Source organism: Tabrizicola sp. T46 (assembly GCF_057219895.1).
In genome coordinates this window covers 1-13,196 of record NZ_JBXVVV010000004.1, presented here as the reverse complement: position 1 = coordinate 13,196, position 13,196 = coordinate 1, and the positions used below count along the sequence as shown (strand labels likewise).

Annotated in this window: 15 protein-coding genes and 1 tRNA gene; 6 read left to right on the top strand and 10 right to left on the bottom strand. The window is 64.4% G+C overall.

What is annotated here, in order from left to right; all coding sequences use genetic code 11:
* Positions 1–107 precede the first annotated feature (107 nt).
* Positions 108–1,031 carry an ATP-grasp domain-containing protein gene (locus tag AC2D9V_RS15670; protein ID WP_484715038.1) on the top strand — a complete coding sequence of 308 codons (924 nt, stop codon included), beginning with the start codon at positions 108–110 and terminating at the stop codon, positions 1,029–1,031.
* Here the strand turns inward: AC2D9V_RS15670 and AC2D9V_RS15665 are convergent.
* The 3 genes from AC2D9V_RS15665 to AC2D9V_RS15655 all read right to left on the bottom strand — a co-directional run bounded on the left by AC2D9V_RS15665 (position 1,028) and on the right by AC2D9V_RS15655 (position 4,812).
* Entirely contained in the window at positions 1,028–2,962 is a 1,935-nt protein-coding gene (locus AC2D9V_RS15665; protein ID WP_484715037.1) for a tripartite tricarboxylate transporter permease, read from the bottom strand. The two genes, AC2D9V_RS15670 and AC2D9V_RS15665, sit on opposite strands and share 4 nt — an antisense overlap.
* 30 nt (positions 2,963–2,992) lie before the next feature.
* Positions 2,993–3,895, bottom strand: coding sequence for a tripartite tricarboxylate transporter substrate-binding protein (locus tag AC2D9V_RS15660; protein ID WP_484715036.1), 903 nt, complete (start codon positions 3,893–3,895; stop codon positions 2,993–2,995).
* Between the two features lie 287 nt (positions 3,896–4,182).
* Positions 4,183–4,812, bottom strand: a complete 630-nt coding sequence (locus tag AC2D9V_RS15655) for a recombinase family protein (RefSeq protein WP_484715035.1) — start codon at positions 4,810–4,812, stop codon at positions 4,183–4,185.
* Positions 4,813–4,967: 155 nt separating this feature from the next.
* Here AC2D9V_RS15655 and AC2D9V_RS15650 point away from each other — a divergent pair, with 155 nt between their 5' ends.
* Positions 4,968–5,987 carry a zinc-binding dehydrogenase gene (locus AC2D9V_RS15650; RefSeq protein WP_484715034.1) on the top strand — a complete coding sequence of 340 codons (1,020 nt, stop codon included), beginning with the start codon at positions 4,968–4,970 and terminating at the stop codon, positions 5,985–5,987.
* A 66-nt stretch (positions 5,988–6,053) separates the two neighbouring features.
* A complete protein-coding gene (locus AC2D9V_RS15645) occupies positions 6,054–6,275 on the top strand; it encodes an ATP-binding cassette domain-containing protein (RefSeq protein ID WP_484715033.1) in 222 nt (73 codons plus the stop codon).
* Between the two features lie 37 nt (positions 6,276–6,312).
* On the opposite strand, the gene AC2D9V_RS15640 is transcribed toward AC2D9V_RS15645, so the two are convergent.
* The 6 genes from AC2D9V_RS15640 to AC2D9V_RS15615 form a co-directional block, all read right to left on the bottom strand.
* Positions 6,313–7,269, bottom strand: a complete 957-nt coding sequence (locus AC2D9V_RS15640) for a phytanoyl-CoA dioxygenase family protein (protein ID WP_484715032.1) — start codon at positions 7,267–7,269, stop codon at positions 6,313–6,315.
* A 383-nt stretch (positions 7,270–7,652) separates the two neighbouring features.
* Positions 7,653–7,874, bottom strand: a complete 222-nt coding sequence (locus AC2D9V_RS15635; protein WP_484715031.1) for a hypothetical protein — start codon at positions 7,872–7,874, stop codon at positions 7,653–7,655.
* Positions 7,875–7,877: 3 nt separating this feature from the next.
* The gene (locus AC2D9V_RS15630; RefSeq protein WP_484715030.1) at positions 7,878–8,381 is read right to left on the bottom strand and encodes a cytochrome b; all 504 of its coding nucleotides are present in this window, start codon (positions 8,379–8,381) and stop codon (positions 7,878–7,880) included.
* Between the two features lie 27 nt (positions 8,382–8,408).
* Positions 8,409–9,053 carry a protein-methionine-sulfoxide reductase heme-binding subunit MsrQ gene (locus AC2D9V_RS15625; RefSeq protein WP_484715029.1) on the bottom strand — a complete coding sequence of 215 codons (645 nt, stop codon included), beginning with the start codon at positions 9,051–9,053 and terminating at the stop codon, positions 8,409–8,411.
* Positions 9,050–9,985, bottom strand: coding sequence for a VOC family protein (locus AC2D9V_RS15620; protein WP_484715028.1), 936 nt, complete (start codon positions 9,983–9,985; stop codon positions 9,050–9,052). The genes AC2D9V_RS15625 and AC2D9V_RS15620 overlap by 4 nt, the downstream gene beginning before the upstream one ends.
* Before the next feature lie 22 nt (positions 9,986–10,007).
* The gene (locus AC2D9V_RS15615; protein WP_484715027.1) at positions 10,008–10,433 is read right to left on the bottom strand and encodes a DoxX family protein; all 426 of its coding nucleotides are present in this window, start codon (positions 10,431–10,433) and stop codon (positions 10,008–10,010) included.
* A 234-nt stretch (positions 10,434–10,667) separates the two neighbouring features.
* Here AC2D9V_RS15615 and AC2D9V_RS15610 point away from each other — a divergent pair, with 234 nt between their 5' ends.
* The 3 genes from AC2D9V_RS15610 to AC2D9V_RS15600 all read left to right on the top strand — a co-directional run bounded on the left by AC2D9V_RS15610 (position 10,668) and on the right by AC2D9V_RS15600 (position 12,999).
* Complete coding sequence (locus tag AC2D9V_RS15610) at positions 10,668–11,573, top strand: LysR family transcriptional regulator (protein WP_484715026.1); 906 nt, start codon at positions 10,668–10,670, stop codon at positions 11,571–11,573.
* Between the two features lie 253 nt (positions 11,574–11,826).
* A complete protein-coding gene (locus tag AC2D9V_RS15605) occupies positions 11,827–12,351 on the top strand; it encodes a hypothetical protein (protein WP_484715025.1) in 525 nt (174 codons plus the stop codon).
* A 321-nt stretch (positions 12,352–12,672) separates the two neighbouring features.
* Complete coding sequence (locus tag AC2D9V_RS15600; protein ID WP_484715024.1) at positions 12,673–12,999, top strand: nuclear transport factor 2 family protein; 327 nt, start codon at positions 12,673–12,675, stop codon at positions 12,997–12,999.
* A 72-nt stretch (positions 13,000–13,071) separates the two neighbouring features.
* Here AC2D9V_RS15600 and AC2D9V_RS15595 read toward each other — a convergent pair.
* A tRNA-Met gene (locus AC2D9V_RS15595) sits at positions 13,072–13,148 on the bottom strand.
* Positions 13,149–13,196 lie beyond the last annotated feature (48 nt).

Sequence of the window (13,196 nt, the reverse complement as noted above, 5' to 3'; positions counted from 1 at the left end):
CCGGTGCCAGCCTGGTGGCCTTGCCCCAGTCCGGCAAAGTGAGGATCCGCCTGGAACCGAACGGCCGCCTGATCACTAACTTTCCCAACCGGATCGCTTTTCCAGAGATGTCAAAGCGCTGGCGGCAAGAGAACGCGCCGCAGCTGTGGTGCCCACCCGAAGGCCCTGTGAGGAAGCTACGCTTTGCCTGGGCCCTGAATCTTCTGGCTGACCCGGATGACTATCGGCACGCGCTGATCTGGCAGGATGAGGAGATTTCGGCGGATATCCCCGTCTTCAATCACCCTCGGGCCGTAGCACAGACCCGGCGGGACCTATCGGCCCGACGTCTGGCGGGCGTGCCCGGTCTGGTCGTACCCCCTTGCGTCCGGTTCAGGGCCGACAGCCTTGCGGCCTTTTCAGGGACGTTCGCCGATCACGGCTTTCGCTATCCCGTCCTGATCCGCCCCTGCAGCACGCAGGGTGGCATCGGCCAGTTGCGCATAGACAGCGCGGCGGGCTGGGAGGCCGCGATGAACAGCCGCTGGTTCGGACAGCCGCATTTCATGGTGCAGTACGAGGACAGCCAGACCGCCGATGGCACCTATTTCAAGGCGCGTGTGGTCTTCGTTGGCGAACAGTTCTTTGTCCGCCATGTCAAGGCATCCGCCGTCTGGCAGATCCACAACCGCGCATCGGGCCGGCTGGCCGATAACCGGGAACTTGAGATCGTTGGGATGCTCGAAGCCTCGGCCGGCTTTCGTGCACTTTGCGCAGCGGTGGCCTCACGCACCCGGCTGGACCTCTGCGGGATGGATGTCGGTGTCGATCCGGCGCGCGATCGCTACGTGCTTTTCGAATGCAATCCCTCAATGTCGGTCTTTTTCCCCACGCGTCCCGATCACTCACCGGCGCAGGTCGAGCGCCGTGGCCGCCTGCAGGCACCGGTCGAGCAGGCGCTGGATGCGCTGGTACGCGATCCGCGCGCCTGGGCCTTCGTGCGTCGGGGCGTGCAGGATCTGCCAACAGTCCGTGCAGCTTTGGCCGACTAGAACAGCCCCGGAAGCGCGGCATCCGGCAGACGCACCACGGCGAAGCGGTCGAGGTAAAGGGCGGTCACGGCTGCCACGGCTGCGGCGACGGCTAATGAGGTGATCAGGTTCCTCGGGCGTCCATTCTCCCACTGCAGGACCCAGAAGAAAGCAAAGGCCGCAGAGGCGGCAACGAGGCCAAAGGCCCAGATGAAGAACGGCAGCACCGTCAACAAGAGAAGCGGAAGACGATGGTCGATAGGGACCGGATCAGCGGCATCCGGCTCCGGCATGCGAGCCAGCTGCACGACCGCAGCCGCAGCAAGGGTTGCCGCAGCCAGGGCCAGGACGATCGATAGGGTGGTGTAGCCCTGCATCAGGGCAAGCCCGGCCATAGCGGCGGGAAGGGCCGTCATGGCCAGCGCAAAGCCGCGTTCGCCCCGGATGCGGCGCGGCGCCTCATCTGACCGGACCATGCGGCGCAGCATCCAAGCCACGGTCAGAAGGATCACCACAAGCAAGACCCAGGCGGCCGGGCGGCTTGCAAGGTCGATGCGTCCGGCGTCGGCGAGTTTGACGGTCATCGCCAGGTTGTCTTCGATGAAGTCGCCCAGCACGAAGGCAATCACGAAGGGGATGCGCGGCCAGTCGAAATGCCGAAAGAGATAGCCCAGCACGCCAAAGGCTGCCGCGACATAAAGGTCGATGATGCTGCCGTTCAACTGGATCAGCGTGACAAGGCTGGCGATCAGGACGGGCAGCACGATGCGGTCGATCCTGAGCGTGGTCAGCTTCCCCAGCACAGGCGTCAGCGCCACGCCCACCAGCGACGTCGTGATGTTGGACAGAAGCAGCGCGAAGATCAGCACGAAGGACATCGACAGATCGACCGTCAGCATCGGCAGACCTGGCTGAAAGCCGTGGATCAGAAGGACGGTCAGCAGAAGGACCCCGGCCTCTGATCCCGGAATTCCGAAGGCCAGCGCAGGCAGAAGGGAACCGCCGTCCTTCGCGTCCACCGCCGCTTCGGGCGCGATCAGGCCGCGGATGTCACCCTTGCCGAACTGGCCCCGGTCATCTTCCGGAGTGGTCTGGACGGCCTGACCATAGGCAACGAAGCCCGCGACGGTGCCGCCGACGCCCGGCACCACCCCGACAACCGTGCCGAGGATCGAGGATCGAACCGTCAGCGGCATGTTCTGCCGCACGGACCTGATGCCCAGCCAGATGCCATCCTTGTCGCCATCCAGCGGCGGGGGATCCGAAAGGCGGTGTGTTGTGCGCCACGACATGAGTTCGGACAGGGTGAAGAATCCAAGCAGCACCGCTACGATCGAAAACCCGTCGAAGAGGCCGAGGCTGCCGAAGGTCCAGCGCGGATCGCCTGTCGCCGGGTCAGCCCCGATCATTGCCAGAAGAAATCCCAGCACGGCGGTTGCTGTCGCCCGCAAGGCCGAGGCATTGGGAACGGCGATGATTGCGGTCAGCCCCCAAAGCCCAAGAAGCAGCCGCTCCAGCGGGCCGAATTGCAGGACGAATGGCCGCACGACCGGTAAGAGCGAGATCAGCACCATGACCCCGATCACTGATCCGATGGCCGAAGCGGTCGCGGCAGCGGCAATGGCCTTGCGCGGATAGCCCATGCGCGAGATCGGATGCCCGTCGATCTGCGCCGCCGCGGACGAGGCATTGCCTGGTACGTTGAACAGGATCGCGGTGATCGAGCCCATGAAGGTCGCACCGCCGGTCAGGGCACCGAACAGCATCAGGACCGCGATCGGGTCCCAGTGCAGCGTCATCAGAAGCGCGATCGTCGCAATGCTGGTCCCGCCGATCCCCGGCAGAAAGGACGAGATCATCGCGATCAGCGTGCCCAGAAGCGGCACGACGATGTTGGGCCAGCTCAGGACGTGGCCTGCACCCTCGGCAATGGCGGCAAGGTATTCGGACAAGATGTCAGGCTGTCCGCAACCGGACCACGATCATGGCGCGTCTGCAAGGATGGTGCGGGCGGCGTCCATCGCCTCGGAAAGTTCGGATAGCGCCGCCTCGGACGCTTCGGGGGACAGCGCATTGACCGCGCGCCCTTCTGCCTCGGCCGCGGTGCGGAAGGCATCGCTGAAGATGACGTCCTTCACGGCGCTTTCAAGGCAAGCCATGCGGTCGATCGGCATCGCCTTCGGCACGACGACGATCCGCAGCACACGCCCGGTTTTCACCGCAATGTCGGCAAGCCGCTCGGCCTCGGCCCGCTCGGCCTCGCCCAGACCGGCGAGCTTGGCTTCAAGCTTGCCACCCGCGCCAAGCAGGTAAGGAAGGTCAGGCGCAGCGGGGTCAGGACCATCGGACAGGACGAAGGCCACCTCAAGATCACCCGCCTTCGTGGTGCGCTGCGCCGTGGCGAGCGAGATCGAGATCACGTCGATCTCGCTTCCAAGAAGACCCAGGCTCATGGCGCTGGTCCCGTCATAGCCCATGATCGTCTGGGTCTCCAAACCGAGCGCCATGGCCATCAGCCGGTAGCCGGTGTCTTCGTTTCCAGCCGACGACCCGCCGACAAGCTTGCCGTCTGGCGGGTTGAGCACATCAAAGCCCGGGCGCGTGACCCAGGCGCTCGGCTCGGTGTGAAACACCGCCAGCAGCTGCAGCTTCTCTCCGGAGTCCGGCCCAAGATCGCCCTCGGCGATCGAAAAGAGAATGTCATTCGCCTCTTGCACGAGGAAAACCCATTCATCAGGGTCCGCCTCGATGATGCGGCGTGTTGCGATCAGGCCGCCGGCTCCGGGCAGGTTCTCGACCGAAACGCGGGCGCCCGTGGTCTCGGCAATCACGGGCGCCATGGCGCGGGCGTAGGTGTCATAGCCACCGCCGGGCCCGTTGGGCACGATGACAGACAGTCTGTCTCCTTCAAATGACGCGCGGCATTCAGCGCTGATCCCGGCTCCAGCAGGCGGTGTGGCTACCAGCGCAAGGAAAAGTGCGGAGGCAAGTGTTGCAATTGAGGCGGCATGCGGCATGATGATCCTTGGCGTTACGCAATTCTGCATGGGACCCACTGAACAGGAATGTGATCCCATCCCAACATGATCCGTAGCACACTAAGCTGGTGGAGGACGCATCGTCCACAAAGCCATCGATAGTGCCCCGCAATTCAGTGAGCAAGCTTACTACGCTATTCGGCTTGAAACGATTGGCCAAGGTCAAGCTGGGCCACGCGGCGCAACGCCCACGAAGATGTCCTTTTCAATCTATTGGCTCTACCCGAAGGCTGACGCAGGGTCTGGGGCTTCGATAAGGCGACGTTAGGAGTCGACCTCCTGCAAACGAGCGACGGCCCGCCAAGGAACGGCAGCGCGAGACGCCGGCGCTTTAGCGCAGCGTGTAGGAGAAGAAAATGCATGGTTTTGGTATCGTCCACCGCTGGGCCGGTTGCGCGAGTGACCTTTGCCAGGTGCAGCGCCTTCAAGTGCTCCGGACGGTCCGCCTTGCGTCCACTCTCAACCTCTGTGAACCGCGCCAGGATCTTGGCTCCGCGGGAGGCGGCAAAGTCCTCGATCACCCTGCGCAGTGCTTCCAGCTCGAGTCCGCTTGCTCCCTGCAGCGCCATCGAGACCCTCTCATGGGCCACCAGCCGCTGTCCTGTCGCCATATCCGCCCCGGTACACAACGACCTGACGTTCGTTGCGCAGTTGTGCAAAGCCCAGTCGAGAAGCTCTTCGGGTGGCCGGAACAGTTTGCTTGGGAAGCGGACGATGCGTTGAATCTGACTGGACGACTGCTTTCCGCCCATCAGGTCGGTCATCGTGCGTCTGCGAGTGGTGAAAGAGGGGCCCTAGCAAACGGCAGGAAGGTCCGGAAAGCAGTCGCATGCGGCGCGAGATTGCTGCAGCACCAAACACTGGAAATCGTGCAGGAAAGAGACGACAGTATGCGCGTGTTGTGGGCGGTGGACCTATGATGACGCTGAACAGCCTGAACATTACGTTTCCAGCGCCCTCAGAGGTCGCGCTAACCCGAGACACTGTCCCGCCACCGGGGCCGGGGGAACTGCGTTGCCAGGCGCTGAAATCGCTCGTAAGCCGGGGCACTGAGTGCTTCTGCCTCCGTGGTGAATGTGATCCGGGGACATTCTGGGAGGACTACATAGCCTTCCCTTTCGCCCCCGGTTACTCGATGGTGGCCGAGGTGGAAAGCGTGGGCGAGGATGTTGCCGGCTTCCGGCCGGGCGACCGCATCACCACCTGGGGGCCGCACCGGCAGGTATCGCTGACCCCGGCAGAGCACGCCTTTCCTGTTCCGGCAGGCATTTCGGATATCGACGCAACCTGGGCAACGCTTGCGCGGACGACGCAACTGGGTGTGCGTCGGGCTGGGCTGGAACTGGGCGAAAGCGTGGGAGTAATCGGGCTTGGCATCCTTGGCCAGCTTGTCGTGCAGTACCTTGCCGTTGCCGGCGCGCGGCGGATCGTGGCCATCGACCCTGTCGCCGGGAGGCTGGATCGCGCCCAGGCCGCGACCCATCGTATCGCCAAGGGCGCGGCGGAAGCTCGGTCCGAAGTGGAGGCAATCACCCAGGGTGAGATGCTGGACGTCGTCTTCGACATCACGGGCAGGGCAGATGTGCTTGCCCCTGCTACGGAACTCCTGCGCAAGCTCGGTCGCCTCGTGCTGCTGGGCGACAGCCCGACGCCCTCTCGCCAGCATTTGGGACCCCGCGTCGTGGGTCATTCCATCGCCATCCTCGGCATCCACGGCTTCATGTTCCCCGCACACGGCACCCCCTTCAACCAGTGGACCGCTTCCCGCATGACTGAGGTCTTCTTCGACCTGCTGGCGCAAGGCCGCATGGACGTGGCGCCGCTTACCGACCGCATCCTGCGCCCCGAAGACGCGCCCGCCCATTACGCCGCCCTTCTGGCCGGAGAGATGTCCGAAGAGATTGGGCAGGTTTTCGACTGGACCGGCGAGCGTGCTTGACGAGAGGCATCGCAAGTGCTGGTCAAATCCGTGCAGCAAGTCCCTGGCGTCTCGTCACTTTAGCTTTTGGCTATATCTGGGCACTTCGGTCTGATCGAGGGTCTAAAGCAGATCAAGCTGTCCCTTCAGCAAGGCGAATTCGTCATCTTAGTCGGGCCCTCGGGTTGTGCGAAATCCTCGCTCCTGCCGATCATCGCGGGACTGGAGGACGCCCGGGCGGCTGGTCCGCAAGATTCATTGTCCGCCCAGCGACTGCATTTGGCTGACGCTGGCACCTGGGCAGCATGATGCTGCGACGTCGCTAGCTGGACGATTCACTGCCCGTTCACCAGGAACGAAGGCCCAAAAGCCGCTCGCCAAGATCCGTCAGCCGCGCCGTCTCGGCGTTCTTCTTTTCCCACTCGCGCGGGTCGCCCGGGAAGGCGTAACGCTGTGGATGGTCGCGCTCACGCCAGAGCCGTATGCGTTCGGAGCGCTGAGGCTCGTCGTCCTGCTCGGCCGGATGCATCGAGATATACTGGGCCATTCGTACGCGGTCGCCCGAATGGTTCGGTCGGACGCCATGAGCAAGGAGCGAATTGAAGATTAGGAGGTCGCCCTCCTCCATCTCGATATTCGTGATACGAAGACCTGTGAGGTCGGGGTGCATAGGGTCACGGTCAGCCGGCTGCGTCTTAACCCAATTTTCGAAATCGGAGAAGAGTTCGGGGATGCACTGGAACCCCCCTATCGACTCGTCCTGCCGCACTAGGCTGAGGACGCCCTGCACGCCGATTGGCAGGGGGACGAGCGAGGTGTCCACGTCCCAATGGATAAAGCCGTCGGGGTTGCCGGGGACCTTCTTCGGCATGTTCATGTTGGCCCGGTCGATGGTCACCCAGAGGTCGGTCCGGTCCCAGATGTCGACAAAAGCGTCGTACACGCGAGGGTGCTGCCGGTTGTCCCAAAGGTACTGATGGTTGTAGATCTCCACCATACCGGTGTCGTTCAACTCAGTCATGATGTGATCGCGGCGCTGCGGCGTGTGCCAGGTAAGGGGGTTGTCTGGGTCCTTCTCCTCGAACTGCCAAAGCAGATTCTTCAGCCGCGTGACGTTTTCTGGCGGCACTGCGTTCCGAACAATGACATAGCCGCGCGTCGTCCAATGCTCCCAATCACTGGACGACAGGACGCGCAACGGCAGGGACTTGCGGATCAGGTGCAGCGGTGTCGTGACCTTGCGGCTCGACGGGTGATGGTCCTTGGAACCGGTGCCAGTGAGAGGCTGAGTCACATTGGCCATGAAGGCGTCCTCTTGCGGATCGGCCCGAGGGCGCGGGCCCCTGCCGATCCGGACGAAGGTTCGCCCAAAGCGGCGAACCCGAGGATGGGCCGACCTCATTCCCATGTCCAACAAAATCTGGGGCTCTGCGCACTACAGGCCGGTGTAGCGCGCCGCGCTCCCCGTCCGGGTGATCGCGAATGGCACTTGCCACGATCCCTTGTGATGGCTCTCTAGGCCGAGCTCTTCCCACATCCAGCCGAAGCCATACCCGCACATGGCCGTGTTGGGATGGCCTGCCCTGAGGTTCTCTATCAACTCCAACCATTCGATGACCTTCGTGCGGCCAGCTACAGATCGTGTGGCCTGGCGCGGGGTTTTTCGCCGAGGGTGGGGATGGGTGGTCAAGCGTAGACGCTCCGAAGCGCTATTGCTTCCCGTATCAACACCAGCCGCACCAGCCACAGCGGCGCGTCGGAGATCCAGACCAGATCCAGTGCCGCCAGAGTCTCAGGGGGTGACATCTCTTCCAGCCAGGCAGCGATGAAGAACGGGATCGCCACGAGGACGCGGATGACCCAGAGGGCGATGGACCAGGCTCGGGACTGCGTGACGCTGGCGGACATGCCTCACCCTTTCCGCAGCGCGGGGATCATCCGCGCCAGCGTTCCGTCCTTGCGCACGACCTGGTTGAAGATGGCGGCAAGGCCGTGGGCGATGGCCGCGAAGAAGAGCGCGGTGGAAAGCGCGAAGTGCAGGCCGCCCAAGGGCGCGATCTCGTTCCAGGTCAGCATGCCGGTGACGACCATCGCCAGGAGAAGGCCGTACAGCGCGTTGTGCATGAGGGTTGCGACCTTCGCCTGAGCGGGCGATGTGCCGGGGGCATGGCCGGGCACGCCATGGCGGAAGCGAAGGTAAAGGCGGCCGATGACGGCCAGAAGGATGACGAAGCCGATGGACACGTGGAACATGGCCCAGGTGATGTCGGCGTCGGCGGCAGTTTGGCCTGCCTCGCGCGCCTCAACAACGGCGACGATCGCTTCGTTGAAGCCTATTTGCAGGATGACGCCGATCACGACGATCCAATGCAGCCAGATCTGGGCGGGGCGGTAGGTGGTGGGAGTGGAGGTCATGATTGGGCTCCGGTTGAAGGGCTGCGGTCAGGCGGCGGTGGGACGGGGGCGCAGGTACCGGTACCAGACGCGGTAGGCCTCGAGCGCGATCAGCGGGCCGAAGTGCACAAGCGCGGGGGCAATCCCGCCCAAGTCGTTCAGCGCGGCCCAATGGGCCAGCGTCAGCACGGCGGCGGCATAGGTCCAGCGTTGCAGCCATTTCCACCATGTGCCCATGCGGCGCACGAACCAGTCATGTGAGGTGATGGCCAAGGGCAAAAAGATCAGGAAGGCAACCCAGCCGGTCCAGATGTAGAACTTCGGCAGGTCCGACAGCACGGGGTCGAGGGCGGCCTTGTCGATCAGATAGAGGATGGTGTGAAGAAGTGCATAGCCGAAGGCGGCAACGCCCAGATACCTGCGGTTCCGCTTCATCCACTGCGGCCCACGCCAGCCGCGGAGCAGCATGGCAAGGGGTGTCGCCATCATCGCGACGATCAGGAAGCGGGCCGAGAACTCGCCCGAAGGATGGACCATCTCGTGGATCATCGTGGCGGGCGTGGCCGAGGTGAAAATCGCCACGGTCATCGCCACACCGGGCAGCGCGAACAGCGCCCAGAGGCCGTAGGGGTAGAGAAGGCTTTTCAACAGCGACGGCGCCGGGGCAGTTGCGATGGGGCTTTGCAGGGTCATGCTGCGTTCTCCTTCCGGTGTTCGGTGGCGCGCAGGGCCAGGGTCAGGGTGACGCCTGCGGGGTCTGTCCCGGTCAGAACGCCCGAGCCTGAAGTTTCCGTCAGGTGAACCCTTGCGGCGGCGAAGGTGTCGGTGTCGGACGTCTCCAGCCGGTAGGTCAGAAGCCGGGCCGAGGCGGCAGGCGCAGGGCGCGCGCCCGGACCGGCCCACAGGTTCATCGCCAGCCGATGCGTGTAAGGTGCCCCTGCCCCCATGTCAGCCATGCCGAAGTCGGGCAGGTTCAGGTTGCGGGCAAAGCCAAGGCCTTCGAACCATGTCAGCGACGGGTCAAGGGCGGGCACATGCAGGTGCAGGTGAGCCACGCTTGCATCGCGGTGCAGTGGCAAGGAGGGGTCGGTGCCATCGGCCGCTGCCAGTTCTGCTCGCAGGTCCAGCCGCTCGCGCCCGCTATGGGGGCGGCCCGCGGCGTCGACCATGGCGAAGCGGCCGCCGTCAAAGCTGAACCGGCCAAAGCGCTCTGGCGTCTCGAAGGCGATCTCGATGCCGTGGCCATCGGGGTCGCTTATGTAGATCGCCTTCGACATCAAGTGATCGACGGGTGAAAACGGGAGGCCGAGGTCGATGAAGCGCTGCATCCGGCGCGAGAACTCGGCCTGCGATGGCATGCGGAAGGCCACGTGGTACATCCCCGCATAACCCTTCGCGACCGGGCTGGTGGCGCCGGGTTGAAGCACCACCAGCGTCCGGTCCGGGGTGCCGAGCGCGAGGCCCGGACCCGGCTCGGGGCGACGGACGAAGCCTACGACTTCGGTCCAGAACGCACCTGCGCGGTCAAGGTCGGTGACTGACAGGGTCAATGGGCCCCAGGTCAGCCGTTCGGGAAGGTTGTCGGCTGCGCGTTGCCGGGCAAGGGCGAGGGCGGGCGTGTCCATGTCGGTCTCCTGTTCACAAGGATCAGGCGCGGGGCGCGATCGGCGCCTTGCGGGCCCGGCCCCAGAGGACGAACACCGCGAGGACTACGTAGATCAGGTTGAAGGGCAGCGCTTCGAACTCGCCCCGGATGGCGTGGAACGGAATGGCCAGTGCCTGGATCGCCAGCAGGCCTGCCGCGGCCCAGACGGTCAGATGCGGCATGATGCGGGTCGCGGCCGGCAGGATCAGGCCGAGGACGCCCAGCACTTCCATGATGCCGATGAAGCGCGGGAGGGCGATCGGGACTTCGGTCATCCAGACCGCGCCCATCTTGGCGGCCTCTTCCGGGGGCAGGAAGTGGAACCAGGCACCCATAGCGTAAAGCGCGGCAAGGGCGATCTGGCCCCCCCAGATGGCAACGTTCCAGCCGCGGCTGGGGGTGGCGGAGGCGGTCGAGGTCATCGTCATGGTCTGTCCCTTCGGGTTCGGGGGCATCGGCCCCGGTTTGCTGTGCCCCAAGAAGTACCCGGTCCGCCGCCCTGGATCATTGGCGCGCGGGTGAAGGCTGTCTTTCCTGTCAGTTGATGATCTTCGGCGTTATCGGGGGTATTCTGCATTGATCGGCAATCTCGGCGCCTTTACGTTGCTTGCCGGACTATTCTGCCCAGCTCGCCGCGCGGCGTGGTTCAACAGGAGGAAATCGTGGACAGCCTTCTCAGCCTGCGGGTCTTTGCCGCCGTGGCCGAGGCGAAAAGCTTCGCCACCGTCGCCGAGCGGATGGACATCTCGGCGGCGATGACCAGCAAGCATGTGCAGCACATCGAGGCCGAGGTCGGCGCGCGGCTGCTGAACCGCACCAGCCGCAGTGTCAGCCTGACCGAGGCCGGCGCCATCTACCTTGCCGCCGTGCGCCCGCTGCTCGAAGGGCTGGACGAGGCCGGCGCGCGCCTCGCGCAATCAACCATCGACCCGCGCGGAACGCTGAAGATGTCCCTGCCGGTCTGGCTGGCCGAACCCGGCTTCATCCACGTGCTGGCCGCCTATCGCGTGCGCTATCCCGAAGTGACCTTCGACCTCGACCTTTCCGGGAGGCAGGTGAACCTGGTCGAGGACGGCTATGACCTGGCCTTGCGCGTCAGTCCGGCGTTGGACGAGGGGCTGATCGCGCGGCGGCTGGCGGACGTGACCTTCCATATCGTTGCCGCGCCCTCTCTTCTTGACCGGATCGGGCGGCCGAAAGACATCGCCGACCTGAACGGCGGGCCATTCCTGGCCTACAGCCCGATCAGCACCGGGGGGCGCGTCCGCCTGGGCCTGGGCCCGAGCGCTCCGGAGGTCCGGATGACACCGGTCTTGCAAAGCGCGAACGAGACCGTGCTGTTCCAGGCCGCGCTGGAAGGCATGGGTATCGCCATAATGCCCCATCTCGTCGCGCGCGCGCATCTGGCCACGGGTCGGCTGGAGCGGCTTCTGCCAGACCTGCCCGCCCCGACCGTGGCTTTGTCGGCGATCTACCCCGACCGCAGCTACCTTCCTGCCAAAACGCGCAGCTTCCTGGACTTCCTCGCCGGCCCGGAAGGCTTCGGCGGCCCGCTTGGCGCGCTATAGGCGGCGTAAAGGCTCCCAAGGCAGCGCGATCATATCTTCTGGCGAAATCGACCATCAACGAATCACCTGATGATCTCTTCTTGATGAACGCCTAACTTCATCTCATCGGGACGCAAGACGCCGGAAGGTACCAGCGAAACCCGGGAAAGACTGAAACCAAACCTGATCCTCCGGTCCGCAATGCTGCGGCACCGACCGGGATCGCTCACTCGAAACCCGCCGCCCCGAGGGGCCGCAAAGAAAGGAAGACATCATGTTCAAGAAATCCATCCTCGCCCTGACAGTGGTCGCCCTGACCGCTCCTGTTGCTGGCACGGCCATCGCCGGCCAAGGCGCCGACCAGCTTGCCAAGCAAGTCGGCGTTCCGGCCGGTGCCTATACCGTGGCCCAGATGATCCAGCTGAAGGAAGCGCAGCGCGAGGGCGACAAGAATGCAGAAGCCTTCATCCTGTCTCAGGGCAATGATGTGGCCGTGTCACGCAGCGACAAGTCCGACGCGGCATCTGTCTCGGCTGGGGCGGAGCAACTTGCCCTTCTGGTTGGCGTGACCCCTGGCGCCTATTCGGTCAACGAGATGATCCGCCTGCAGGCGGCGATCACCGAGGGTGACCGCCAGACCATTGCCTTCATCCTGGGTGGCAGCGACAGCGGCAACACCGGCAACGACATAGGAGTGGTGACCCCCGGCAAATCGCAACTGGCGGCTTCGCTGGGGCTGGACCCCGCAGCGCACGCCACCGCCGATCTGGTGGCCCGCTATCTCGACAGCATCAACTGATCCCAGCCCAAGACAACAGGCAGACAGGGCGCGCCGGACCACCGGCGCGCCCAAAATCATTCCATGCGCCGCGTCCAGGCGTGCACCCTCAAACCGGGGAGACTGACGCGTTCATGTCGCATCGCGAAACACAGGATCAACAATCGGCCGGATGATCTCCTGCAGGTGAAGGTCTAGGTTCCCCTTATCGAACCGCGATCCACCTGATGGCGCAAGCGGCTCTCGAGCAAGACCCGAAACACGAACGGCCCGCCGGGCCGCGCAAGATGCGCGGCAACGATCCGGTGACCTCAACCCAGAACGAAAGAGAAGGGGACCAACATGTCCATCACCCGCCGCGCCACCCTGGCCCTTGCCACCGCCGCCACATCCCTGTCGCTCTTCTCCGGGGCCGCCATGGCCCAGGACGACTACAAGGAGAAGATCCGCATCTTCTATGAAACCTTCAACACGAACGACCCGAACCTGCTGGACCAGGTTATCGTCGAAGACTGGGTGAACATCCCGGTCAATCCGGGCCAGGGTCCTGGCCGCGAAGGCTTCAAGCAGATGATCCCGGGCTTTGCCGCGACCTTCGCCGATGGGAACCTCGTGATCGAGGACATCGTCCAGGACGGCAGGCGGTCGTCGCCTTGGACGGGGCGCTGACGGCGTTGATTGGCTTGGCTCAGAATGCAAAAGGCCCCGCGGTTGCGGGGCCCTTCGGCAGTTCGGTGAAGGTGGTTGCGGGGGCAGGATTTGAACCTGCGGCCTTCAGGTTATGAGCCTGACGAGCTACCGGGCTGCTCCACCCCGCGACGCTTGGCCTGTTCGGCCTGGTCGAGTTGCGGCCCTGGTGGGTCGCG